This is a genomic window from Streptomyces megasporus (assembly GCF_000718985.1).
In the GTDB taxonomy this organism is placed as follows: Bacteria; Actinomycetota; Actinomycetes; order Streptomycetales; family Streptomycetaceae; genus Streptomyces; species Streptomyces megasporus.
The window spans coordinates 1-24,747 of sequence record NZ_JODL01000036.1; the positions used below are offsets into that span (position 1 = coordinate 1).

A 24,747-nucleotide genomic window follows, 5' to 3' on the forward strand; every position below is an offset into this window, starting at 1 on the left:
GAAACCTTTCTGCTCGGCGAGGTCGCGGACGGCGGCGTACGATCCGGCGAAGCCGATCGCCGCGATCACCATCGCCCCGGCCACGACCACGCCGATGAGCGTGCGATGGGCTCGGGTCAGGCGCTGCCCCACGAAGTGGTCCTTCTCCTGTGTCGTTTCGCCCGCCTGGGTCGAGCTTCGGCTCCCGCTGGTGCCGGGATCCTCAAGCGCGTGCCGACTGATGTGCCGTGAGCATCTTGGCGCGTGCCTGGAGGTCTCCGCATCCTCGGTACCAGGGTGGGTGGCGTCAGGCTTGTGTCGGGTATCAACCGAACTCTGGCCATGCCGCGAGAGGGAAATGTCCGTGCCCGCAAGCTGGGCCGGCCACGCGGCAGTTAGTAAGGTACCCGCATGACTGTCCAGTACGACCCGGAGAACCGGGAAAAGGTGGTTACCAAGCTGCCTGCCGCATTGCGGCGGGAACTCAAGGTTCGCGCCGCCCAGCTCGGTGTGGACATCAAGGACGCCGTAACCGAAGGCATTCACGCCTGGCGGTCCCAGACTGAGCCGCTTCCCGCAGTGGACACCGCCGGTGCAGAGCCCTTCGCCACATACCTCCCGGCGGGGCTGTACGCCACCTTCAAGGCCGACTGCACCGCCCGCGGCGTCGCCTACAACCAGGGCATGGCCCAGTCGATAAGGCTTTGGCTGGACGCCCACCCGGCCCCCAGCCGCGTTCCGCGCCCGACCGGAGTCCGGAGAGTGATCTTCGGTAACCAGAAGGGAGGGGTCGGGAAGACGTCCACCTCGGCCGGAGTCGCCCAGGCACTGGCAGAGATGGGCTACCGCACCTGCCTGATCGACTTCGACCCCCAAGGCCACCTGACCAAGCAACTTGGATACGACCTGTTCGACATCGAGGCCCCCAGCCTGGCCAAGCACATGCTGGGTGAGACCAAGGGCGACCTGCGTGATCTGCTGGTCCCGATAGAGGACGCCAACTTCGGCGGCCGACTGTTCATGCTGCCCGCATGCCGGGACGCTTTCCTCCTGGACGCGAAGCTAGCCACTAGCCGTCACGTGCGAGTGAAGGAAACCGCGCTGGAGAAGGCCCTGGCTCCGCTGGAGCAGGAATTCGACTTCATCATCGTCGACTGCCCGCCCAGCCTCGGCTACACCATGGACACGGCCCTGTACTACTGCCGCACTCGTGAAGGCGAAGAGCCGGGCACCTCCGGCATCTGCATCCCGGTGCTGGCCGAGGACTCCTCCGCCGACGCCTACGACATGCTCGACAACCAAATCCAGGACCTCATCGACGACTTGGGCATCGTCATCAACTCGATCGGTTTCGTGGTCAACATGTACGACAGCCGCAAGGGCTACATCGCCACGTCCTCTCTGAACAGTTGGAAGGAGATCGGCGACCCCCCGGTCATCGCCGTGATCCCCGAGTTGAAGGAGCAGCGCGAAGCGGTACGCCTGAAGCAGCCGCTGCTGTCCTACGCCCCCAACGGCGAGCAGTCCGAGGCCATGCGCACCATCGCCCGGAGGGTCGCCGCATGAGCGTCGCAGACCGCCTGGGTAAGGGAAGTTCTTTCAACAGCGCTGGCCGCCGTAGCGCACGCGGCCGGGCCAAAGCCGTCGCCCAGGGAGACGTCCCGGCCTACGAACTGGTACGCATCCCGCTGGACGAAGTGTCGCCCACCCCCCTGAACCCGCGGCGGAACTTCGGCACAGACGAGGAAATGACCCGCTTCGGTGAAGAACTGCGGGCCGCTCAACTGGCCGCATGTGTCGTCGTCACCCGGGACGCCTACCTCAAGCTGTGGCCCGAGCAGGAACAGCAGATCGGCGAAGCCAAGTTCGTCCTCGTCAACGGAGAACGCCGCTACCGCAGTGCAGCTCATGTCGGGCTGGACGCACTGGACTTCGTTATCCGCGACGATCTGGCGCCCTCCCGTGAAGAGTTCATCGACCACCTGCTCAAGGAAAACCTGGACCGGGAGGACTTCGACGTCATCGAACGCGCCCGCGGTGTCCAGGAACTGGTCACGGCATGCAGCGAAGAATCGGAGGCAGGAGCCCGAACTCGTGCGGCCCAGCGATTGGGCAAGGACCGCTCCTGGGTGACCAACCAGCTCGCGCTGCTGCGGCTGCCGGAAGAGATCCAGGCCATGCTGAGCTCTGGAGAGATGCCGGAACGGGACGGGCGCCTCCTCGCCCGGTACAGCAAGGAGCATCCCGAACTGGGAGCGGCCGACTTGCTGGCCTACCTGCGAGAAACCAAGGAAGCGGAGGCACGTGCGCGTCAGCAGGAGAAGGCTCTTCTTCAGGCCGCCAAGCAGGCTGGCCTCCCCCCTGCCGCGCCACCCGCTGTGTTGTCCGCGGACAACACAGCGTCCCCGGCCCCATCCCCTGTCTCCCAGCAAGGCGCCCTCGCCCCGACGTTGTCCACGGACAACACGACTGCCGAGAAAAAGCAGACACGCGTTCCCTCGACCCGCACCGCGCCGAGCCCAACATCCACTCCACCGGCCACGGCCCCGACGCCGGCGTTGTCCACGGACAACACCGACACCTCCAATCGGAACCCCGACACCGCTGAGAACGCAGGCACGCGTACCACTGTCACAGCACCTCCAGCCGAGCAGGAGGAAAACGACGCCGTCACGGCCGCCCTCCGCACGCTCATGCGAGCGACCGAACACGACGCGGGGGTGCTGGCCGACACTCTGGGGCAGCACCTGTCTCAGGATGTCCTGACGGCACTGCTGCGGGAACTCCAGGCGTGGGTGAAGACGAGCGATGCCATAGCCTCGTAGAACAACGCTCGTCCTCAGCAGGCCCTGCTCCCGGGCTTACCGGGGCAGGGCCTGCCTGCTTCCAGCCCTCTTGTTGTTGTCCGCGGACAACAACAAGGCGTAAACGTGTCCTCTTTCAAGGCGAGCGCGTTGGTCGAGAAATCAAGCGTCAGGGGCGGCGCGGCCAATGCAGAGAGAAGGGCACCCGCACCGGAGGCGGGGTGGTCGCGGTGATGGGTCCGAGAGCCCGAGCGGCTGCCTCCAGAGCCTGGGCGTGGTTACCAATGACGAGGGTGTGGGCGTGGCAGGCTTCACAGTCTCCGCGCGCCTGGTGTCCTGGGGAGCGGCTGACGTGGGAGCGGGCGTGGCCGAAGGCGTCGGTGGGGTAGTCGGCGCGGAGTGTGTACCAGGTGCCGGCACGTTCGCTGTGGTCGAGTCCGGCCGCCACCTGTGGGCGCATCGGAGGATAGGTGTGGCCGTCGTGGTGGCGGACCAGCAGGACGCGGTCGAGGTGGTCGCAGGTGTCGCTGCTCGGCTGGTGTTCTTCCAGCCACGCGGCGGCCTGCTGACGGCTGCCCGGTCCCCACAGCAGGTCAGCCGGGTACAGCGTGGTCTCGAAGCGGGCGTCGAACTCGAACAGGTACCGGTCCTCGTGCCGACCGATCTGGTGGACGGCGCGCAGTAGGAGGTATTCGCCGTCGTCGTTCCCGCTGGGGCCGGTGTGGAGGTTGTCGGCGCGGGTGATGCTGATGCGACCGCTGGGGTGCCAGCTGACGGCGATCACGTCGCGGGGTATCGGCGTGGGGTACAGGCGCCCGCCGGGCGTGGGTATCCCCCAGAGCCGGTTGATGATCTCAGCGAGGTCGTGGAGGGTTCGTGCGGCTTCCACCGGGCTGGTGGTGGAACTGTTGCCGTGCGCGATCTCGTTGCGCATACGGGCCAGGGTCTGCTCGAGGCGGCGGTTGCGCTGGCCGTGCAGCAGTCCCGCCCGGCGCGCCCAGGCGAGCAGGCTGGCCAGCATGCCGTTGAATGCCACGGCTCCGCAGGAGTCGACTTGGAGCTTTTCTCTTCGGTTGGTCGCTGTCTTGGCGATCGCCAAGACGTCGTCGTAGGTGTCGACGGTGACGGTGCGGGTGACACCGTCACGGTTGACGAAGGTGAGGGTGCCGGCGCAGTACTCCATGAAGCGGTCTCGTAGAGCCCGCTCGAGCATCAGCATCGCGTGGCCGTCGACGAGGGTGTACTGGTAGTAGTCCAGGACGCCCAGGGCGTAGGCGCCGCGCAGCCGGTCAAAGCGCCGCCGTGTGCCGTCCGCGACCTGCGGTGCCAGGTCGCAGTCGGCGATCTGCTCCTGCTGGAACTCCGCAGCGCTCTCGGGGGTGAGCCGCCCTCCGAAGCCGAAGGGATTGAACGCCAGGGTGAGTTCATCGGCCGCGCACAGTTCTTCCAGAGACTTGATCTTCACCGTGGCACCTTTCGCTGGGCAACGGATCAGGATGCCTGATCGTGGGTGGCTCCACCCAGCGGTTTCCAAAACTTCGGGCACTCGGTTCACAGTGCGACCGAGGATGTACCACTTCCCTGGACCGGCTGCTGCTGTTTGCTTCTACAGCCGGGCCTTCATGGGCCCCACATGCGGCTCAGCCGACGAACGGAACCCCAGAGGTGGGCCAGGTGAGCGACGGCGTGCGGAGGCCACCGCAGCTGCGCGGCCGCCAGGCCGTGCAGCGGAACCCACCACCGGCATCAACCCCTCCATCCGATTTGTTCGTCACGGTCGACACCACCCGAGACTCAGCACCGCTGGTGCTGCCTACGGTCCGCAGTTGCTTCGCGGAGCCGCACGCGAAGCGGCGCACGCCACTGACCTGCTCGGATTGCGCTGAGGGTGTGGCCCGGTGCCGGAGGACGAGAGCTGTCATGCGTGGGGGTTGCCACGGCGAGCGGCTTGGTGTATCACGCGCGCACGCTCTAGAGGATTGAGAGGCCGGCATCTTCGCAGGTCAGGAGCCTGGTTGGGGAGCGGGAGTATCACCCGGGGGTGATAAAGAGGGGCTGCGGTTATCACCCGGGGGTTATAGAACCCAGCGCTTTTGTGCACTGGGGGGACATTTTGTGGGCGGGAACGGCTTCGATCGACGCGGCGATTGTGCACCTGAGGGACATTCAGACCCCCGTACATGGATGATCAGCGCGATGCAAGAGGGGTTTGGTTTATCACCCGGGGGTGATAACGACACGCGGAATGTGCACCAGGGGGACATGAAAGTGCACCTGGGGGACAATCGCGTATGCTGCCGCTGCCGGGTTCGATCAAGGTGTGAGGAGCCCACCCCCGCGATGACTGCACAACCCCGCAAGCAGCCGCGACGACGCCCCGCGCCGTCTGCGCTGCCGCCTCCCCCACCCAGTGCGTTCCGGCAGCCCGGTGCCCTGCGGCGAGCGAACGTGGTCAACCTCCCCGACGGGTACCGGGCCGCAGTCGAGCCGCCGGTCACCAGCGACGGGTTCCTCGACGGCGACTTCGTGATGGACAGCCAGGCCTTCCTGTGCTGGCTGGCGGACTACTACCGGGACGACATCGTCTCCCTGCGACTGATCATCCGCATGATGGGGATGCAGAAGCCCGGCGGGACCGTCCACGCCACCCAGGTCCGACTGGCCGAGCTGCTGCGCGTGCGGCAGTCGCAGATCTCCCGCTCGCTGAAGGAGGCCGGCCGCATCGGACTGGTGGCCCGCATCAAGCCCGGGATCTACCAGTTGCACCCGCGGTTGTCGCTCAAGGGCGGCCGGGTGCCGGTCGAGCCGCGACCGGGTATGCGAGCACAGGGCACACTGAAGGTCGACCAGCTATCGCTCTTGGACGCCATCGCGGACAATCTTGAACTGCCCGAGGTGTTCCGGGAACTGCGGAAGCTACCCGACCCGGCGAAGAAGCCGCTCCGGGAGGACAAGGCCCGCGCCCAGACCCGCCGGGCGCGTGAGACGAAGGATGGGACGTCATGACGATCGCCGTGGAGCAGCTGGCCCCCGATTACGTCTGGACGGCCAACAACGCCCTGGTCTTCACCCCGCGCGGGATGCCGCCGGCCGCCTACCCGGTGCTGCTGCACCTGCTGGGCCGCCAGGAGCCCGGCGGCCGCTGCCTGGTCACACACGGCACCATTGCCGAGGAGCTCGGCATCACCCGCTCCAAGGTGACCCGGGCCCTGCAACACTTGGCTTTCGCCCGGATGGTGTGGAAGGAGGGCAACGGGGCCTACCGGCTCAGCCCGCTCATCGCCGGGTTCCGCACCCCCGCCGAGCAGCTCCAAGCCATCGCGGGGATGGACGACGACGATCGTTTCGACCACCCCGACTTCCAGGAGCGGTACGAGGAGCAGATCGCCCAGCACGAGAGGGACAAGCAGCAGAAGGCCGCCCAGCGGCAGAGGCCGGTGGAGCCTCCCATCGACCTCGCTGCCCGCCGCAAACGCTGACCTACTCGGAGACGAGCGCGGTGCCGCACCCTGGGGGCAGGGTGCGGCACCGCGCTCGTCTCCGGGTCGGAGCCGCTCAGTCCGCTTCCTGCCGGAGCGCTGGCCGCTTACGTGATCCACCGCAATCCAGAGCGACGGCTCAGTCCACACCGGGAAATCTGGGGGTGTCTTCCCCAAGAAGGCCGCAGGCTGTCGGTGAGGCCGGCAGGTGGGGTGGCGTGGTGCCTCAGCTGTCGGGAGTCCAGGCCTTCAGGGCCTTGGCGATGGCGCGGACGTCAAGCCGGCCGCTACCGACCTGGGCGACCAAGTCGGTAGCGTGGCCAGGGGGAACCTTCACGGGACGGCCGCCGGCGTGTAGGAACGCGGCCGCCACGGCGGCGGCGTACAGCTCATTGGAATGTTCCAAGGCCGGTAGTCGGACCAGGGACTGCAAAAGGGCTGCGGCGCGGTGGTGGGGCTCGGTGTAGACAGGGGTGCCCATCACTGTCGCGCAGTGCCGGGCGCGCGCGGCCTCCAGCGCGCCGTAGTCGACGATGTCCGGGTCGCCGGGCAGTTCCTGTTGCGCGACGGCCAAGAGCCAGGCGAGGTCGACGGCCAGGATCATGCGGCGTTGCCCTTGGTGGTGTGCGGACCGAAACGGTCGGCGAACTCGGCGGCGTGCTCGACGATGAAGTCCCGGGCGCCCTCGACGAACCGGGCCCGGGTCACGTCGTCGGTGAGCATGCGCGCGGCGTACTCCTCGGCGGGCATCTGCTGGTTGGCGGCGAGCACCTGTAGCTGCTCGTAGACGTCTTCCGGGACGTTGACGCGCAGCTCGTGACCGTTGGTGTCCGGGTTCTGATCGCTCATGGTGGTCTCCTGGCGGCTGGGAGAACAACGGACCTGGGCGCGGGGAGACGTGCGAGGTCGGGCCGCGCCTGGGCGGTTGTGGTGATACCGAGGCGCCCGGGCCGGTGGTCCGGGCGCCCTTTTCTGTTGATGTGTGATGTCACCGTAGCGAAATTCCCACTGGTGGAGATCCCCGAATGGCATTTCCACATCGAGGCAGGGACGCCGCTGGTAGCCAGCGCGGTCTTCCCCCACCTCCGGCACCAGCAAGACAGCCCTGAGAGCGGGGACCATGGGGCCGGTCCCTGCCCGGTTAGAAGTCCAGCTCGACGTAGTCGATGTCGGTAAACTCCACCACCAGCCCCGGGGCGCGGCGACCGCCGTCACGGAAGTACTGCTCCTGCAGACCCTCGGCGACGATGTCCCGCAGCTGGGTGTCGGCAGCCCCGGCGGCGTGGGCGTCGAACAGGCGCTGGGCGTAGACGGGGGGCAGATGCTGGGTGATTCGGCGCATCCGGCTGTCGTCGGTGGAGCCCGGGGCGGCGGTGAACCCGAACCGGGCGCGGGTCTCAACGGTGATGCCGCCGGTAGTGGCGGCCTGCTTCATCGCCCGCGCCCGCACCCTGGGTTGCCATCGCTGCTGAACTTCCCCGGCGAGCTTGGCGGCGAGCTCGGGGCGTGGTTTCTTGATCTGGCCCTTCACGTACCGCTCGACGGTGCGCTGGGAGACGCCCAGCAGCTGGGCCACGGCCTTCGTCCCTTTGAATTGCTTGACCAGGAACCGCATCTGCGCCCCGGCCGACTTCGGGATCGGCCGGGTGGCGGTCCTCGCCGCAGCCTTCTCCAGGCCGTCACCGATGATGCCCATCAACAGCTCCTTTCTCGGTGTCAGTGTGGTGGTCGGACAGGCCGGCCGGTCACTCGGGTCGGCTCAACTGCCGCGGGACGCTGGTGTCGAGTCCGACGCGTTCGGCGGCTAGACGCCGCAGGGCGCGGGCCCGGCTGGCGTCGACGGAGGTCGCGCGCTGCTCGGCCTGGACGTCCCGTGCCTCGTGGAACAAGCGCTCGGGCTCGCGCATCCGAGGGCTGGCGTCCTGCGCGGCGGCCGCGGCCTGGATCTCCGGATCGACCGTGCGCGGCTGTTTGGCGGCCCGGTACGCGGCCAGAGCCTGCTGGTAGCCGGGCGACGCGGTCTGGCGGGTGTGCACTGGTGCCTCGTCCACGGGGGTGGTCGAGGCCTCCACCCGGCCTGGGTCGGCGGTGGCCGGGCCGGTGCCGGAGGTTACGGCACCGGGCGGCAGGACCCGGATCGTTTTGACGGTGCCGGCGCCGGCGACCTGGTTGGCGGCCGCGATCAGCTTGTCGGTTATCAGCCGGGCCTGGGTCGCGTAGGCGGGTGAGGTGGGGCGCAGGTCCAACCGCCCGGACTCCGCGTGGAAACCCACGGCCTGGAGGTGGTCGGCCAGGCGGGGGGCGACCGCGGCCGCGATGGCGGGCCACCGGTCCAGCACGGTTCCGCCGGCGGCCGGGACCTCCCAGGCACGCTCGGTCAGGAGCTGTTGCAGCACGGCCGCGAGTCCGGCGGGGTCTCGTCCGTCTGGCCGCACCGTCCGGGTGCGGCGGCGAGGGGTGCGGGTCGGGCCGGTGGCGCCGCGCTGCTTGGCCGCCTTCCGCGCGGCGTGCAGCGCGACGCGGGCCAGGTCCAGGCCGGACGGCCCCTGGCCGGCGGGGCCGGCCGGCTGCGGGCTGATGGTGGTCGTCTCTGTCATCGCGGTCTCCTACCGGCGTCCGATGGCCATCAGCGAGCTGCGGGCGCCGGCGGCCAGTTGCCGTGCGCGCCGCACCAGGTCGGGTCCGTAGAGGTGCTCCGCGGCAGGCCGTCCGAGCATCTCGACCGCGGAGGTGACGAGGGTGGTCTCGCCGGCCATGAGCTCGCCCCAGGCCGCGGCCCGCATCTCCTGGAGCTCCTCGACGGTCAGGTCCTGCGGCCCGGCCAGCTCGGGCAGTGCCTCACCCGGCTCGTCGACCGGCTTCAGGTCGAACGCTTCGGCGAACGCCGCTTCGACCCGCTTCTGCACCGCGCGGCTGGTGGGGGTCTGCCAGTTGCCCTCGAACCGCTCGTGGCGGGCACGGACCTGCAGGATGCGCTCACGGCGGACGGCCTCTTGGGCCGCGCGCCAGTCCTCTACCGCGGCGGCTCGCTTCTCGGGGGTGTCCAGGATCGTGGTGGCGTTGCGCAACAGCACTGCCAGCAGTCCCGAGCCCCGGCGGACCCGGGCGGTCTCGCCCCGGCAATGCAGCCAGGCCCTCACCTCGGTGACCGTCCATCCGGCATCGGCGACGTGCCGGGCGACCCAGGCGATCCGCGGCACCGAGCAGCCGCGCAGCCAGTCGATGTGCTCGGTCAGCTCGCGGGCCAACTGGAAACGGCGGCCGACCGCGTTCAGCTTCCGGCAGCCGCTGGCCTTGCTCTTGGGCTTCTTCGGGGTGGGGGACTTGCTGACCCCGCTTGCGAGCTTGCTCGTCTCAGAGGGGGAGGGGAGATCACCCGCAGCCGGAGTAGTGCAGGTACCACCCCCCATTGGGGTGCAACGTGCCACAGCCGTCCCGGTCGTCACAGCGGCCTCGGATGCACCCTCCCGGCGGGGTTCTACGGAGGCCTGCGAATCGGTCCGGGCAGTGTCCTCACCAGCGGGCTTTCCGGCGGGCTTGCGGGTCTTCTTCCGTGGGGCGCGGACCTTGCGGGCCGCTCGCGCTGCGAGCCGGCCCATCAGTTCACGGCCCGACTCGGCGATCCCCGTCGGCCGCCGCCCAGACCCCTCGCCGACGGTGCGGATCCCCAATGCCTGGTCAAACGCCGTCGGGATCACCAGGGCGAACTCCGATGCCTGCCCGCCCACCCCGGACACCCGCGTGCCGCGGGAGACGTAGGCCAGCAGGCCAGCCTCCCGCAGCATCTCCAGGTGGTACTCCGTGGTCCGCTCCGACAGGCCGGTGCGGCGCATCAGGTATGAGAGCCCCGGGCGGCATGGGCTGAGCTCCGCGAGCAGCTGCGCGATCCGCAGCGTCGTGCGGCCCATCGACCGCGGTCCGTGCGTTCGCCGAGGCCGGTACAGCCCGGACCCAACCACCCAGTGCACCGCCTGCATCCAGCTGTAGCCGTCCGGCGCTACCCGCCCTGACGTGGTCGAGACCCACTGCTGTGCCTCCGGCAGCCGAAGTGTGGGAGGAGTATCGGCTGCCGTCAGGGGTGAGGGGGCCATCGCGGCGTCCTGCACGGCGGTCATCGGGACCACCGGCCCTGGGGACCACCAGGCACAGAGAGCCGGGGAAGAACCGAACAAGCAAAGGTGCAAAAAGGTCGAAAAGCGCTAATCTTCAGCCCAGGGGTACACATCTGGGTATGGCGACGCTGGCAGGCGCACGAAACGTCGTGCACAATGACTCCTGTCTGTTTCTGCATATGCAGGCATGACAAAGCCCCGCTTCGATGGGGCGTGGTTCTGGGGAGAACCTGAACATTGATCTGATCGAGGCCGGGTGGCACCGGGTCGGTCAGACCCTCCGCGAAGCTGTGGCAGGCCGAGCGGAGAGCAGATGGGCGCTGGAACTAGGCGAGTGGCATCACCAAGTCGACCAGCGGCCCGGGCGGCTAGAAGTCCCGCGTCACGCGGGCGCCGCCCCACAGACCTACGTCATCTCGACCTCACCTCCCGAGGGAGAGATGCGTCCACGGAATGTCGGCACGCAGAACCCCGCCTCGGCGGCAACGCGCGAAGCGCAACAACGAGGCGGGGAGTTTCGGAGGCGGCCGACGACAGGAGCACATGCTGGAGTGGCGCGTCGAGCACCGCTGCGACAGCAGGCACTGCGAATGCCTGTCGGAGGGTACGGGTACCCTGAACCACGTCGAGACCCCTTACCGGTCGTCGGCCGTGACCCCGGAGAGCCACCTCGCGGGGTCCAATAACGTCTATATAGATCTTGTACCAAGACACCATACCCCCTTGCGCCATGTGCGTCCGCCCACAGGGAGGACGTGTCGCCGCAGGCCGCAGGAGACCTGATGCCTCGTCAATTCCACCGATAGCCGGGACCGCTGCTGCCTCCGCATCATGGCGCGGGGCATGATGAGCGGCATGCATGCCGCCACCGCCACCCCTTCGGTCGACAGCTATGCCCTGCCTGCACAACGGCGTGGATACGTCACGGCGATGCGGAAAATCGCGGTCGGGCGCCGCCCCGGTGAGCCTGTGCGCGTCTACTTCAGTGCGCCCCCGGAGTACCGGACACGCCCCAATTGGGAACGCCGCCTCGACACCGTCCGACAGTCCCTGCCCGACGGTGCCGAATTGCTGACCTACGAGACCGCGCTCGCCCACGCCGACTACGCCACAGAGTGGCCACGGCTGGCCGAGGACATTGACGGACTCATCGTCACCGGCATGCGTCCCAGATCCAGCAAGGTCCGCACCGTCCAGCTCGGCCCCATTGCCCGCCGGGAGCTCATCTCCGTGGTGCCCTCGGGCAAGCCTGTGCTGCTCCACACCATGGAGCACGGCCTGGTCCCCCTCCTGGACTGCAAACCACACCGGATGGGGCGCGAGCCGTACCAGCGGCTGCGGCTGACCGTCCCCAAGACGTGGTCCCCTAACGCCCCCACCCTTCAGGCAGCGCTCGACGCCCTCCGCCCGGTGCGTGCCGTTCCTCATCTCGATCAGCCCTTTAGGCCGAGCGGTGTCGGCCAGCGGGCGGCTGGCTAACGGCAGGCCTTGGCTGTGCTGCGTTGGAAGCCGTTGTTCAGTCAACGAGCCGCACCCCTGCCTGACGGTTGAAGCATGGTGGCGTAGTAGCAGGCGAGGACGGCTTCGGCGCCCGACCCCTGAGCAGTGGCAATGCGTTGGTACCGCGCCGACCGCAGGTCGCCGGCGACTCGGATGCGCTCGTGTTGCCGGTCGGTTGGGCAGTAGCCGTCTTCTTCTTGAAGAAGGCCTTCCAGGGCGGCGGGCTTGGCTCCAAGATTGTTCAACACCGCAGTCGCGGCGTATGCCGTGCGCTGCCCGTCCCGGCTGTCGACTTCCACCACCCAGCCTTCGCCGTAAGTGGGCTTGGTGATCGTGACGTGGGAGACAGGTACGAGTCGGATGCGCTCGTCGTCCCTGACTTCATCGGTCTTGTAGTCATCCGACGGCGGGTGGAGTACGTGCAAGGTGTTTGGTGCCTTCGGGTAGGCGCGTAGCCAGGTCCCCAGCGGGCGGTCTGCTCCGAGCACATATGTGCGGTCCGTGAGGGTGTCCGGACTGGTGCGCCACAGAGGCGGCGAAGCGAAGCCGTCCGGTGCGGTGACCCAGCTGGCGTCGGCGGGCGTCAGCGTGGCCACGCCGGTGGCCACCACGATCGCCTGCGCGGTGAGTGTCCGTCGATCGTCCAATGTGAGTTCGGCGTGGTCCTCGTGACCGCTCACCGCCACGGCGTGAGTTCGCAGCAGGGTGCACCGGTGGTCTTCCTCGAGGCGCTCCAGGTCCGCGGCGAGGGCCTGCGCCAACTGCGGGCCCGTCGACCAGCCTCCCGGCACGTTCTCTACGGTGCTGACGGTGTGCAGCTTGCCGCCGACCTGTTTCGCCTCGACCACCACGGTGCGCAGCCGGAGGCTGGTTGCCATCAGTGCGGCCGCCACTCCCGCTGGACCAGCACCGACGATCAGTATGTCCGCGTCGCAGGCGAAGGAGGTCATGTATGGGCTCCCTGAGATCCGCCGATTTGGGCCAGGATGGTGTCGCTGGTGACGAGCTGGCCCGCGCCGATGTTCCGGGCGGCCAGCAGCAGCGCGGCATCGTGGTACTGGCGGCCGCCGGTAGAGGCACACGCGTCGACCACGATCCACGGCCGATAACCGGCCTGGTAGGCATCGGTCGCGGAGTCGTACACGCACGCGTCGGTGTCGATGCCGCACAGTGCGAGATCGGTCCAGCCTGAGTCACGCAGCAGTTGCGCGCCTTCGGGAGTGAAGACGGACGCTTGGGCCTTGTCGAGGACCGCGGCCGCCGTGCCGATGAACGGAACGAGGTCGTCGACCAGGGCCTGCTCCTGCTCCGAGCGCAGCTTCGTCCATCCGGTGATCGTCTCGTACGGCGAGCCGGGCGGGTTGTGGAACCGGGTGAGCACGACAGGAGCGTCGGCCGCCCGCCAGCCTTCCAGTAGTCGTACGATCGCCGGGACCACGCCCTGGCTGTGCCGGTTGATGAAGCCATGCTGCACGTCAACGACAATCAGGGCCGTTGTACGAGGATCCACCCAGGCCGCCTTCCTCATAGCTGTCACGGATTGCTGTCTCGAAGGGCTTCCTGGGCGGCACGCAGTCGATCAGGAAGTTCGCTGGTCGCCAGGATCGCCTCGCGCATCATGCGGTGCTGAGCGGTCTCGGTCGGGCGAGCGGTCGTGAGCCGGACGTACGCACTGCGCAGGTAGCGCCACCCGTACTCCTTCGGCATCACCGGATCCTGCCCCTCTTCGATCATGCGCAGGATGTGCGATGACAGAGCCCACAACGCCTGCGCGTCGAGCTCCAGGGCAACGATCTCGCTCATCGTCAGCGCGCGCTCACCCGGCTGCGGGTGGTAGGTCACACCCGACCAGCCAGCCACCCCGCGCGAGACGCCGCCGCCGAACTCCACCGTCTCCGAATGAGCCCAGCCGTCGCGGAACTTGGCGTCCTCCACCCCGGGGGCGAGCGGTGCCACATTACGGGGGTCTTGCCGGTCCACGAGCACCGACGGCGTGGTCAGCAACTGCAGGGCTGTCGTCAGCCCTTCCCTGGTCCAGGAGTGTTCGCGGAGTTCGTATGCGGATAGCACATATTCCGGGACCAGCGAGGAGCGGGCGGAGCTCGAGCCGGGAGTGTGCTCGTCCAGGAGGCGCACCAGCTGCCGACCCGCCCATGCCCGGTCTCTTGCGTAGGAGCGGTAGCGCCACACCGCCAAGTCGGTGATCGAGTCCACGCGCCGGTGCTCCTCCAGGTGAACCATGGCGACTCCGCAGGCGTAAAGGTGCAGCCTCGATGCGTGGGCTGAGGGGTGCCCGCCGGGCAGGACACGCTGCTCCAAGCCACCCGGGCCCGGTTGCTGGGGCACCCCCTTCAGGTACAGAGGCTTGAGGTCCTCGCCCATATAGACCGGCAGAAACTTGTGAGAGATCACCGAGCAGGGCGCTGGCCGCGCAGTCGCAGTGGTCGCGGTGACCGGTTCGCCTCGCAGAGCCGCCAGCCGGACCCGGAAGGCCTCCTGTTGTTCCGGGGAGCATTGGGCAAGCGCCGCATCGAGGATCTGCGCCATCCCCGGACGGCACACTCCAGCCGGGTTCTTTCCCCAGTTCGAGACCGTCCGGGGGCTGATGCCGAGGCGCTGGGCGAAGTCGCGCACCGACTGGCGCATCACCGACTGCAGCAGCCGCGCCTCCTGGCCTGTCCACTGCTCCACGGTGATCACTACACACCTCCTCGGGGTTTACAGCCAGACGTACGGACGCCTATTGCCACGGTGTTGCCACACCACTGCCGCACAAGGGCATCTCGTACAACAGGCCGTCCACAGATGCTGGTTGACGTTGAAGCAGCAGCCCAGCATCTGGTCGGTGAATCCCCATGCCAAGCCCTGGCACATTCCCACGTACCGCTCGTGCGCAGGTACCTGTGCCGTCAAGCATTAAAGCTGTACTCCAAGACGTAAGCGGCGCTGTCCATCGTCATTTCGTTGACCTCAACAGGACCGTCAGCAGCGAAAGCGGTGCGGATGACCTTGAGGACGAACCGGTCGGCTGGAATCGACAGCCGAGCAGCTTCTCCGGCGCTTGGCATGCGCGCGCGTACCTCCTCGCGGAAGCGCACCGGAGCGTGCCCAAGGTCGGCCAACCGCGCGTAGATCCCGCCAGGCCCGGTATCGGGCTGTGCGATCGCCGAGCCAGCAACGAGAGCCTGAGGCAGATACGAGGCAGCAAGCATGACCGGCCGGCCTTCTACGCTGTAGCGCCGGCTTCGTACACAGACAGTCTCACCAGTCGCGAGACCAAGCACCTTCCGGATCTCCTCGGAAGGCGTGGCCTCGATGACCGAGATCTGGTCGACGTCCAGAGGACGGTCCTCATCGGCGTCCCAGATGGACTTACCTTCCCCCCATTGCTGACGAGCCAGGCGCGGAACGCCGCGGCGCCTGATCGGCCGGAACGCCTGCACGTAGACACCCGAACCCTTGCGGGACTCGACCAACCCCTCACCGCGCAGTCGCGCGATCGCCTGCCGGACGGTCAGTGTGGCCACGCCGAACCTCTCCGCCAGCTCGTTCTCACCAGGCAGGCGTTGACCGGGGGCGTACTCGCGCTCGATGAGCGCCCGGAGGTCGTTGGCGATGCGCACGTACTTGTGCTGCACAGGTTCCCGCTCGCGGCTCATGCATCTCCCTATCTCTCTATAGAGGAGATGGTACGGGGAGCGGTGCTCCGAAGTCATACGGCAGGCCGCCATGCCTCTACCTCTATATAGATCTCTTGACTTCTTTATAGAGGCTTGCTTCACTGGGGACGTCGTCAGGCGGTCGCCCAAAGCGACTCCTGATCGCGTGTTGCTTGGCGTATCCCAACCTTCCGAGAGGAGTCCGCTCATGGACTGGCGCCACAACGCCGTCTGCCGCGACGAGGACCCCGAACTGTTCTTCCCGATCGGCAACACCGGACCGGCCCTGCTGGAGATCGAGGAGGCCAAGGCCGTCTGCCGTCGCTGCCCGGTGATGGAGCAGTGCCTGCAGTGGGCGCTGGAGACCGGCCAGGACTTTGGCGTGTGGGGTGGACTGAGCGAGGACGAGCGCCGCGCCATGAAGCGCCGCGCCGCTCGCAACCGGGCCCGCAAGGCCCGGCAGGGGTGAACACCATGACCGCTCCCGCCCGCACCGTCCAGGCGATGGCCACCACCGGCTCTCCGTCGGCCGCCCAGCCGCTCGCGGCCTGAGCCGACGCCTTACCGCCGGAACCGTGCCCCTAGCGCGACGCCAGTGGCGGGCGCCGGACCACCCGGCCCACCCCGCGTACACCGTCCCCAACCCAAGGAGAACCCGGACATGACCGCTACCGCCCCTCTCCCGCAGACCACCGTCTCACTTCACCCGGTGGCGTTACTGGCCGCCCTGCGCGAGCAGTACGAAGACGCGCTGCTGAGCTACATCACTGACCGCATCCCGCCCGCCGACTGGCACCGCGCGGAGGACCTGGCCGACCAGACCTGGGCCTACGCCCTGGACCACGCCGACCTCTCCTCCACCACCGTCGACGAGGAGGCCGGGCTGCCGGAGTGGCTCGCGGCCACCGCCCGCATAGTGATCCGCCGTCACCTCACCCCAGCCACCACCTGCGACCCGCACTGGGCCGCGCTGACCCAGACCCTCGGACACGCCGCCTCCTGGCCCGAGCACTGGCACGAGGTGCTGGCCGCCCACGGCCAAGCCGCGCTCCTACGCCGCGCCGCCGACGACCTGGGCGGCGACCACACCTCCGCCGCGCCGGCCGCGCTCGCGGCCTGACCCGCCGGGTCCCTTGTGGACCCGGCTCCCCCACCCGGAACCGCACTCCATCGGTGCGGCGCCGGATGTGGGAGCCGGACCCACGGTCCCTCCCTCCCTGCACTGCCGTCGCACCCGCTTTCACGCAACGGCCGGGGTCGATAGCACCACCCAAATCCCCCGACCGGCGACACCGCAGTGCCGTCGCACAGCGCCGATGCGCTGTCCGCTCACCACGCCCGCCGAACCTCCGGCACGGCCTGGCGGGCGGAGAGAGCAGCGACGCCACACCCTCGCCTTCCCCTTCCACCGCAAGGAGTTCGTGATGCCCGTATCGCCTGCGACCCCCGAGATGCGGCGCCGGCCGAAGCGGACGCGCAGCAAGCGCGTCAACGCCTGCCCGCCCCTGGCCCTGAGCAGCCTGCCCCTGCAGGAGATCAACCTCCGCACCGGCGAGCAGCTGACCCTCGTCTGCCCCGACTGCCGCACCTGGTGCCCCGTCACCGGCCTGAACACCCCCAAGCTCGTCCCCCACGACACCCTCGCCGGCCGCCGCTGCCCCCGCGGCAGCAACCGGCGCGTCGAGGTCGACCTGACCGCGCAGGAGTGGGGCCGCCGCCTGATGGACGCCGCCCGGGACGCTGCCTCCCGCCGCCCGGGACGCCAGTTCCACAAGCCGATCCCCGCCCCGGCCACGCCGGTCCACCGGATGGACCCGCCGCCGCCGACCGCGGAGACGGCCCGCCGCATCTACTTCGCCCATCGCACGGGGTGTGCGGCCTGCACCGGCCGCGCGCACTGCCCGTCCGGCCGGCGCCTGGCCGCCGCCTACGTCGAACTCCTGCAACAGGAGCCGCGCCAGCGTCGGATTCGCGTGCTGGCGGACGAGATCCTGCGAGAGGACGAGCGCCGCCGGGCCCGGCAGGCGCCGCGCCGTCGGGCGCGGCAGTGGGCCGAGGTCCTCCCGTCCGTCCAGGACGTGGACGCCCGGCGCACGGCCGCCGCTCAGGACGCCGTCCCGCCGATCGACGGACCGGACCTGCCGCTGGAGCCCACCCGCGTCACCACCTGACCCGGCCCCACCGGCCGTTCCTGCGCTGCACGTCGCCCCCAGCACCGCCACCGCGAGCGCGCGGCCGGCGGGTGGGGGCGGCGTGGGGCGGCAGGACTGCCCCACGCAAGAACGCCGCCCAGGAGGTCCAGTCCTGGGCGGCGCCGTACAGGTTCCTCAACGCGGAAAGGAAACCCGTGAACCACATCCTGACACGCCCCGCCGCCCGCCCGGCGGCGGGCATCGTCGACGACCTCGAACGCGACGACGACCGCCGTGGGTTCGAGCGGGACGAGACCGACAACCACCACCGCCACCTGGGCGCCGAGCTGCTGCGCCGGGTACGCGAGGCCGACGCCCGGGTGCCGGCCGAGCGGCGCGCACCCCGCACCGTCGCCGAGAAGCTGGCCCGCCTGGCCGCCGCCACCGCCGGAACGGAGGTGGCCTGATGACGTGCTGTGGACAGACCATGAGGAACGAGGGCGGCCGCCTGGTGTGCGGCAAGTGCGGCGCCTGGTACATCCCCGGGTACACCGGGGTCCAGGCGGCGGGAGGTGGCCGTTGATGACCACCGCCCGCCGCGCTCTGCACCGCATCGTGACCCTCGGCTGGGTCTGCTGGATCTGCCAGACCTGGGTGGACGACTCTCTTACCCGCTGCCCGATCCAGCACTGACTGACGGAGCCCTGATCTCCGGCATAGCCGCCGCCCGCGCCGCACAGCAGTACGCGGCGCGGGCGGCCTTCGTCTACGGCACCCGGCACCCCCGCGTCCGCGCCCTGCTGACCGCCGCCGCGTCGGCGGCCGCCCGGGCATGAGAGGCCGGGCACCGGGCCGCCGACATTCACCCGCCACCCGACCCGAAGAAGGGGCGATGACCGATCACATGACCGCGTCGGGCACGACGAACGGCCGGTGGACCTACACCCGGCCGCTTGCGACTGAACCCGCCTGCCGCGCCTGACGGCTGCCTCCTCCGCCCGTCTGGCACGGGCGGGGCCGAGGGGAACCGGACAGTCGCGCTTCACCGACCACGATCAGGAGGACGCAATGCTCCGCATCATCCGCACCACCACCCTGGCCACGCTCCGGGCCGACCTGGCCACGGCCGAGGCCGACGCCACCGTGATGTCGGAGAAGGCCACCCGCTGGCACGGCCTGTACGAGGAGGAGTCCGGGCGAGTGGCCGACGCCGTGATTCGGGAGGGGGACACCCGGGCCGAGCTGGAGGAGGCCCGGGCCGAGGTGGAGAAGCTGCGCGAGGAGCTGGCTCGCGCGGAGGGCGAGCTGACCGTGCTGCGCGCCCAGCACCTGCTGGACACCGAGGACCGCGCCACCCTGCGGGCGCTGCTGCGGACCGCCCGGAAGCAGCGCGCCGATCGCGTCTTCGCCCTGTTCCGGCGCGGGGCGCTGCACAGCATCCACGCCACCCACGAGGCGGCCGAGGCCGCCGCGGAGGCCGAGGGCGCCCCCCGCGAGGGGTGGACCACCGTCGCGCCCGGGGCCGCCCTGCCGCCGGCCTCCGAGGTCGACTGGCGGGTCCAGCCGCTTCCCCTCGGAGGCGTCTGACCCCGCCATTTCGGCTCCACCGGTCGCCGTTTCGGCTACGGCCGCCGTCGTTTCGGCTCCACCGGATTTCGCTTCGCTCCCACCGGTCGCGTCCCTCGACGCGCCCCTCTTCTTCGGCCCCGCCCGGCACGCCCGGAGCGGGGCCATTTCGGTCCTGCAGGCCCCTGTTTCGGCAACGTCCGCCGCCGTTTCGACTTCACCGGCCGCCGTTTCGGGCGCGCCGATTTCTGTTTCGACCACCCCCGCACAGCACCCCCTTGGAGGCCTTCGTGGCGATCACCGAGCTGCCCCGCACCACCCCTCGGGAGGACCCCGGTTCGGATCCGCCGACCCCCGCTTCGGCGCCACCCGAGCCCGTTTCGGAGGCGCCCACCGCAGTTTCGGGACCGGACGACGAGGTTTCGGCAGCGGCCGCGGACACCCCTGCGGACGACGCCGGCCGCCCCGCCGACCGTGGCCTCTTCGGCCGGTTGTCGGGAGCCAAGCGAGCGACGATCGGAACGCTCGTCGCGGCGGCGCTCGCCCTGGCCGGCATCGGCCTGTACCTGTCCTTTGAGCACGTTGCGGCCTTCGCCCACCGGGAACTGGCCTTTCAGACCCTGGGCAAGGCGCAGATGTTCGTCGCTGGCGTCGACGTCGGCATCCTGGTCCTGATCGGCCTGGACCTGACGCTGGCCTGGATGCGGCGACCCAACCGCCGCATCCGCTACCTGGTATGGCTGCTCACCGCCGCCACGATCGTCTTCAACGCCGCCTCCGCCGCCCCCCAACCGGGCCAGGGGTGGAAGCTGCTGGACTACGTCGCGGTCGGCGCCCACGGACTCGTCCCCGTGCTGTTCATCGCGGTGGTCGAGATCGGCCGCGGCGTCATCGAGCAGGCGGTTCACCCCGACCGGGCCGACACCCCCAGCGCCGCGGTGCCGCTGCACCGCTGGCTGCTGGCCCCGACCTCCACCGCCCGGATCTACCGCCGGATGCGGCTGTGGAACGCCCCCTCCTACCAGGAGGTCATCCGCGAGGAACAGGAGCGCACCGTCTACCGCTCCATGCTGGCGCGCGAGCACGGCCGCTGGCGCAAGGCCCCCAAGGACCTCCAGCTCCCCCTCCGGCTGGCGAAGTTCGGGCTGAGCGTGGACGAGGCCCTGGCCCAGCCCGCCGAGCACAAACGGCGGATGGCCGACTGGGAGGCCCAGTATCAGGCGCTGGAGCTGGAGGAGCAGGAACGCGAGCGGCTCCGTCAGGAGGCCGAGGCCGACCGGCAGGCCGACTCGGAGATCCGCGAGGCCGACCGGACCGCCAAGGTGCAGAAGGCCCGCATGAAGGCCGCCGGATCGGTGGAGACGGCCCGCCACGAGGTGGAGGCCGAGGCCAGCACCGCCCAGCGCACCGCGCAGCTGGAGGCCGAGGCGATCGAGACGGCCGCCCTGGCCGAGGCCCGCGCCCGCAAGGCCGCCGCCGAAGCCGAGGAGGCCGAGGCCCGCAAGGCCGCCGCCCAGGCCGACCGCCAGCGGGCCGAAGAGGAACTGGAGGCCGCCAAGCTCCGCGCGGAGGCCGACAAGGCCGAGAAGATCGCCCAAGCCGAGCTGCAGGCGATCGAGACGGCCCAGATCGCCGAGGCCCGCGCCCGCGAAGCCGCCGCCGACCGCCAGAAGGCGAAGGAGGAACTGGAGGCCGCCAAGCTGCGGCGCCAGGCCGCCGAGGAGGACAAGGCGGCCAAGGCCGAGACCCGCGCGGTCGAGACCGCGAAGGCGGCCGAAGCCCGCCAGCGCGCCGCCGAAGCCGACGCGGCTGCTGCCGAAACGCGGCTTGCCGCCGCCGAAACGCGCCGCCGCGCGATCGAAGCCGAGGAGGCTGCCGCCCGGGCCGAGGAGGAGAAGAAGGCCGCCGCCCGGCGTGCCGCCGAAGCCGAGGAAGCCGCCGCCGAAGCCCTGCGCCGTGCTGCCGAAACGCGGCTCGCCGTTGCCGAAATCGAGCGGCGCGCGGCCGAAATCGAGGACGAGGCCAAGCTGACCCCACGCGAGCGGGCCATCCGCAAGGTCGCCCGCATGGCGCTCACGGCCGGCCTCACCGTCGACGGCCTGGAGCTCGACGAGATCCACCGCCGGCTGTGCGAGCTGGTCTCGCTCGCCGACGTCCAGCGCGAGCTGTCGGTGTCCTCCCCCGGCACCGCCTCCGAATACCGCCAGAAGGCGGCCGAGCTGCTCGCCGGCGGCTACCGGCTCCCGGCCTGACCCCGCGCGGAACGCCCCGCCCCGCCGTAATCGGGGCGGGACGCACCGCGACCGTACACCGCACCGGCCCGCTCCGGTGCCCTCGTCCTGGCACCCACCGTCGCCACCAGCCCACCCCGCGCACGACGCGGGGCGGTCTGGTGGCGGCCACGGCCGCCAGGCCGACCCAACCCCCAACACAGCACGCCCCGGCGGGCGTCGCCCGCCCGATGACCCGTGGAGGTTTCCCCCTGTGAACAGCACCGACCCGACGCACGCACCGCTGCGCGACGTGGCGCAGAGCCCCGAGGCCACCGCCCGGTACCTGGCCGACATCCAGCGGGTCCTGCTGGACATCGGCAAGAACCTGGAAATCCTCGCGATGGAGACGCGGGTGCACTGTCGAGGCACCCACGTGGAGGGTGACCGCTGGTACCACGCCCGGCTGCGTGCCCTGCCGGTGGAAAGGGAGCTCAAGAACGTGCTCAAGCACCTTCACGGCCTCACCGAGGGGCTGGAAAAGAGCGCCTATAAGCGCAACGTCTTCGCCGACGAGGTAAAGGCCCTTCCCGGAAAGCGTCAGGAAAAGGCACTGGCCAAGGAGCGGAAGAAGAACCCGCAGCCACTCCAGGCCGCCCCGGAATCCGGGGAGCGGGGTCACACGGACCAGAATTCCGGCTATGGTGGTCCTACGTCGCTTTACGACCTTGAGGAGGGTAAGTCGGCGTGACCATGCCGACCGGAGGTCGACCGCTCACCAAAGCCGAGCGGAAAAAATTCAACCGGGCCCGGCACGAGCAGAAGGTTCGGGCGGATCTGATCGCCCGACACGGCGAAGAGCTCGGGAATTTCCACTACTGGCTCCGGGTGATGAGCATCCGGGGCACGCAGAAGTTCCGCGAGGGCGACGCGACGCTCATCCGCGAGGTCTCTCTCGCGTTGGAGAACGTCTACCGCCGTCACTGCGGGTAGCCGCGCGGAGTCGTCGAAGGGCCGTCCTGGATCGTCGGGGCGGCCCTTCGGCGTCGCCAACGCGTGTCGCGCGTGCTGCGTGTCGCGCGTGTCGCGCACGCGCGTACGCGAGGCGGTGACCGTCTGTCAAGTCCCTTGAGGAGGTTCCGTGTCCGACGACACCGACGACAACGTGATTCAGCTCCCTCCACGGGACGGTGAATCCGGGGCTGTGCCCCAGGCCCCGGATATCGGGGGGTTTTTCTTCTCCGAGCCGCCCCGTTCCGACGAAGAGGGAATTCCGCCGGAGTCTCCGCTGGAGACCACGATGGAATTGCCGCCCGTTCCGAGTGCCCCGGACCCGGGAATGGCGCTTCGGTCGGAAGGGGCTCCACCGTCGGAAAGGGGCGAGGAAGACGGTGAATACGAGGAAGGTGAATACGTTCAACCGCGTTCTCTTGCCGACCGTCTCGGTGACTGGCTGGAATTCCGGCTGGAAAAGGCGCGGGCGCTTCATGAAAGCGAAGCGCCGTTCCGGGAAGCGGAAATCGCGCGGAAGACCGCCATGCTGGAGGCCCGCACCGCGCAGGACGTTGCGCTGATGGAGCAGAACGCCAAGCTCCACGCCGCGCAGATGAAGGCAAAGGCCGACAAGGCTGCGGCGCGAGGCAAGGCCGACGCGGCGCGGACCTCCAGCTCTGGCATGGGCGCCGACAAGGGCGGCCGCTCGAAGGCCAGCGGCGGGGGCGGCTCCTCACGCGGGGGCGGCAGCTCCGGCGGCTCGGGCCGGGGTGCCGGGACGAACGGGTCCGGCGGAGGGCCCGGCCGTGGCTCCGGGGGCGGCAGCTCCCCCAAGGGCGGCGGGAAGGGCTCTGGCGGCTCCGCCGGCGGCCGTGGCGGGGGCTCGAAGGGCAATGAGTCGTCCGGCAGCTCCCGAGGCCGTCAGAACGGCTCTGGCGGCTCCGGCGCGGGCAAGTTCGGCTCGGGGAAGGGTGCCGGGTCCGGCAAGGGCGGCGGCTCGGGCAACTCTGGCTCAGGCAAGGGCGGCGGGAAGGGCTCTGGCGGCTCCGCCGGCGGCAAGACGTCGAACTCGTCCGCCGCCGGCCCGGCGGCGGAGCGGGCCCGCGGCCGCCAGGAGCGGGCCGCCGCCCGGCAAGCGGCCCGCCAGCAGCGGCGCAGCGCCGCCCAGGCCGCCGACCTCGCCGACCGCAGCAAGGACCGCGACCAGGCCCGCACCAACCGGGAAGAGCGCCGCCGGGTCAAGGCCGAACGGAGGGCCGCGAAGCGGGACGCGGCGAAGGCCGATGCGGACCGCACCACTCTCGGTGCGGCCGTGGCAGAAGAAGCCCAGCGCCGCTGGGACAAGCGCCGCACGGACGCCGAGGCCGAGGACGGAGACGGCAAGAACGGCGATGCCAAGGACGGCGACGCCGCCACCGAGAAGACGCCCAAGGACGGCCCTGACGCCGCCTCTGACGGCCGCAAGGACACCCCGGCCGATGAGCCGGGCGGGACCGGAAAGGCCGCTCCAGGACCGTCCGGCGGCCCCGGAAAAGACAAGCCGTCGGGCGGCCCCAAGACCAAGGCCAAGAGGAGCCGTTCGGGGGCGTCGAAGGGCGGGGGCAAGGCACGCACCGGCGGGAACGGGTCCCGCGGCCCGTTCGGGGCGGAGGACGCGGCCCCGACGTACGACTGGCCCGGCCGCCCGGATGAGCCGCCACGGCACCGACCGGAAGCGGCCGAGGAGGACATCGAGGACGCGGTCATCGTCGACGACCCGGCCGATCCCTTCGGGGCCCACGTCCTCCACCCGGCCGGTCTGCCGCCCGCCCCGGAGCCGCACACCCCCCGGCCCGGCACCACCCGCCCCACCCCACAAGAGCACCAGGAGGACAGCGTGGGCAGCACGCAGGTCACCACCACATCCGGCCAGGCCGGCCTGGCGGCCAAGCACCGCACCGACATCACCTTCGACGAGTACCTGATGGCGATGGCCAACATCGCCATCGCCGCGGACCTCGACAAGGACCGGGCCGAGAACCTGGCGCAGGCGCTGGGCAAGGTCGCCGACGCCCTGCGCGACATGGCCGACGACCTGATCGGCGACCACAACATCGACATCCGCGTCACCGACCTGATCTGCGACCTGGCCGACGCCGCGGCCCGCATGAAGACCCAGGCCGCCCGGTGCGCCGAGGAGTGCGGCACCGCGTTCGAGGCCGCCCGCCTGGCGGCCGCCGAGGTCGCCCGCGTCTACGGCGAGGACATCCGGGCCATGGACGACGCGGGCCTGCGGCAGGCCTCCGCCGCCGCCCACCACGACTGAAGGGAACC

Annotated in this window: 25 protein-coding genes; 14 read left to right on the plus strand and 11 right to left on the minus strand. The window is 69.9% G+C overall.

The window, feature by feature from the left end:
* A partial coding sequence (locus IF47_RS31705) for a DUF2637 domain-containing protein (protein WP_157840035.1) occupies positions 1-132 on the minus strand: 132 nt, incomplete at its 3' end.
* A 258-nt stretch (positions 133-390) separates the two neighbouring features.
* Between IF47_RS31705 and IF47_RS0123785 the strand changes: the two genes are divergently transcribed.
* Entirely contained in the window at positions 391-1,545 is a 1,155-nt protein-coding gene (locus IF47_RS0123785) for a ParA family protein (RefSeq protein ID WP_031511027.1), read from the plus strand.
* Positions 1,542-2,804: a ParB/RepB/Spo0J family partition protein gene (locus IF47_RS29755; RefSeq protein ID WP_078592070.1), complete on the plus strand. Its 1,263-nt coding sequence runs from the start codon at positions 1,542-1,544 to the stop codon at positions 2,802-2,804. Before IF47_RS0123785 ends, IF47_RS29755 begins: the two co-directional genes overlap by 4 nt.
* 148 nt (positions 2,805-2,952) lie before the next feature.
* On the opposite strand, the gene IF47_RS0123800 is transcribed toward IF47_RS29755, so the two are convergent.
* Positions 2,953-4,248, minus strand: coding sequence for a hypothetical protein (locus IF47_RS0123800; RefSeq protein ID WP_031511029.1), 1,296 nt, complete (start codon positions 4,246-4,248; stop codon positions 2,953-2,955).
* Positions 4,249-5,123: 875 nt separating this feature from the next.
* Here IF47_RS0123800 and IF47_RS0123805 point away from each other — a divergent pair.
* Positions 5,124-5,789 carry a hypothetical protein gene (locus tag IF47_RS0123805; RefSeq protein WP_157840036.1) on the plus strand — a complete coding sequence of 222 codons (666 nt, stop codon included), beginning with the start codon at positions 5,124-5,126 and terminating at the stop codon, positions 5,787-5,789.
* Positions 5,786-6,262, plus strand: coding sequence for a helix-turn-helix domain-containing protein (locus IF47_RS0123810; RefSeq protein ID WP_031511031.1), 477 nt, complete (start codon positions 5,786-5,788; stop codon positions 6,260-6,262). Before IF47_RS0123805 ends, IF47_RS0123810 begins: the two co-directional genes overlap by 4 nt.
* A gap of 226 nt (positions 6,263-6,488) precedes the next feature.
* Here IF47_RS0123810 and IF47_RS0123815 read toward each other — a convergent pair whose 3' ends face one another.
* The 5 genes from IF47_RS0123815 to IF47_RS31710 form a co-directional block, all read right to left on the minus strand.
* Complete coding sequence (locus IF47_RS0123815; RefSeq protein WP_031511033.1) at positions 6,489-6,866, minus strand: hypothetical protein; 378 nt, start codon at positions 6,864-6,866, stop codon at positions 6,489-6,491.
* Positions 6,863-7,111: a hypothetical protein gene (locus tag IF47_RS0123820; protein WP_031511034.1), complete on the minus strand. Its 249-nt coding sequence runs from the start codon at positions 7,109-7,111 to the stop codon at positions 6,863-6,865. The genes IF47_RS0123815 and IF47_RS0123820 overlap by 4 nt, the downstream gene beginning before the upstream one ends.
* A 292-nt stretch (positions 7,112-7,403) precedes the next feature.
* Positions 7,404-7,958, minus strand: coding sequence for a telomere-protecting terminal protein Tpg (gene tpg, locus IF47_RS0123825; protein WP_031511035.1), 555 nt, complete (start codon positions 7,956-7,958; stop codon positions 7,404-7,406).
* A gap of 49 nt (positions 7,959-8,007) precedes the next feature.
* Positions 8,008-8,859, minus strand: a complete 852-nt coding sequence (locus IF47_RS0123830; RefSeq protein ID WP_031511036.1) for a DciA family protein — start codon at positions 8,857-8,859, stop codon at positions 8,008-8,010.
* 9 nt (positions 8,860-8,868) lie between these two features.
* A complete protein-coding gene (locus IF47_RS31710) occupies positions 8,869-9,672 on the minus strand; it encodes a hypothetical protein (protein WP_245641215.1) in 804 nt (267 codons plus the stop codon).
* A gap of 1,671 nt (positions 9,673-11,343) precedes the next feature.
* Here IF47_RS31710 and IF47_RS0123840 point away from each other — a divergent pair.
* A complete protein-coding gene (locus IF47_RS0123840) occupies positions 11,344-11,853 on the plus strand; it encodes a hypothetical protein (RefSeq protein ID WP_157840037.1) in 510 nt (169 codons plus the stop codon).
* A 41-nt stretch (positions 11,854-11,894) separates the two neighbouring features.
* Here the strand turns inward: IF47_RS0123840 and IF47_RS0123845 are convergent, their stop codons facing one another.
* The 4 genes from IF47_RS0123845 to IF47_RS0123860 all read right to left on the minus strand — a co-directional run bounded on the left by IF47_RS0123845 (position 11,895) and on the right by IF47_RS0123860 (position 15,533).
* Complete coding sequence (locus IF47_RS0123845) at positions 11,895-12,824, minus strand: NAD(P)/FAD-dependent oxidoreductase (RefSeq protein ID WP_031511039.1); 930 nt, start codon at positions 12,822-12,824, stop codon at positions 11,895-11,897.
* Positions 12,821-13,384: a cysteine hydrolase family protein gene (locus IF47_RS0123850; RefSeq protein WP_031511040.1), complete on the minus strand. Its 564-nt coding sequence runs from the start codon at positions 13,382-13,384 to the stop codon at positions 12,821-12,823. Before IF47_RS0123850 ends, IF47_RS0123845 begins: the two co-directional genes overlap by 4 nt.
* A gap of 23 nt (positions 13,385-13,407) precedes the next feature.
* Entirely contained in the window at positions 13,408-14,574 is a 1,167-nt protein-coding gene (locus tag IF47_RS0123855; protein WP_031511041.1) for a hypothetical protein, read from the minus strand.
* Between the two features lie 209 nt (positions 14,575-14,783).
* Positions 14,784-15,533, minus strand: coding sequence for a GntR family transcriptional regulator (locus IF47_RS0123860; protein WP_031511042.1), 750 nt, complete (start codon positions 15,531-15,533; stop codon positions 14,784-14,786).
* A 208-nt stretch (positions 15,534-15,741) separates the two neighbouring features.
* On the opposite strand from IF47_RS0123860, the gene IF47_RS0123865 reads away from it, so the two are divergent.
* The 9 genes from IF47_RS0123865 (at position 15,742) to IF47_RS0123915 (ending at position 24,739) form a co-directional block, all read left to right on the plus strand.
* Positions 15,742-16,002, plus strand: a complete 261-nt coding sequence (locus tag IF47_RS0123865) for a WhiB family transcriptional regulator (RefSeq protein ID WP_031511043.1) — start codon at positions 15,742-15,744, stop codon at positions 16,000-16,002.
* Between the two features lie 192 nt (positions 16,003-16,194).
* Positions 16,195-16,653: a hypothetical protein gene (locus tag IF47_RS30870; protein ID WP_031511044.1), complete on the plus strand. Its 459-nt coding sequence runs from the start codon at positions 16,195-16,197 to the stop codon at positions 16,651-16,653.
* 304 nt (positions 16,654-16,957) lie between these two features.
* On the plus strand, positions 16,958-17,704 hold the full coding sequence (locus IF47_RS28190; protein ID WP_157840038.1) for a hypothetical protein: 747 nt from the start codon (positions 16,958-16,960) through the stop codon (positions 17,702-17,704).
* Between the two features lie 176 nt (positions 17,705-17,880).
* Positions 17,881-18,132 carry a hypothetical protein gene (locus tag IF47_RS0123880; protein ID WP_031511046.1) on the plus strand — a complete coding sequence of 84 codons (252 nt, stop codon included), beginning with the start codon at positions 17,881-17,883 and terminating at the stop codon, positions 18,130-18,132.
* Positions 18,133-18,733: 601 nt separating this feature from the next.
* Complete coding sequence (locus IF47_RS0123895) at positions 18,734-19,252, plus strand: hypothetical protein (protein ID WP_031511048.1); 519 nt, start codon at positions 18,734-18,736, stop codon at positions 19,250-19,252.
* Between the two features lie 269 nt (positions 19,253-19,521).
* Positions 19,522-21,483, plus strand: a complete 1,962-nt coding sequence (locus IF47_RS0123900; RefSeq protein WP_031511049.1) for a DUF2637 domain-containing protein — start codon at positions 19,522-19,524, stop codon at positions 21,481-21,483.
* Between the two features lie 232 nt (positions 21,484-21,715).
* On the plus strand, positions 21,716-22,192 hold the full coding sequence (locus tag IF47_RS0123905; RefSeq protein ID WP_031511050.1) for a hypothetical protein: 477 nt from the start codon (positions 21,716-21,718) through the stop codon (positions 22,190-22,192).
* A complete protein-coding gene (locus IF47_RS0123910) occupies positions 22,189-22,434 on the plus strand; it encodes a hypothetical protein (RefSeq protein ID WP_031511051.1) in 246 nt (81 codons plus the stop codon). Before IF47_RS0123905 ends, IF47_RS0123910 begins: the two co-directional genes overlap by 4 nt.
* A gap of 544 nt (positions 22,435-22,978) precedes the next feature.
* The gene (locus tag IF47_RS0123915) at positions 22,979-24,739 is read left to right on the plus strand and encodes an ATP/GTP-binding protein (RefSeq protein WP_245641216.1); all 1,761 of its coding nucleotides are present in this window, start codon (positions 22,979-22,981) and stop codon (positions 24,737-24,739) included.
* The last annotated feature ends 8 nt before the right edge of the window (positions 24,740-24,747 follow it).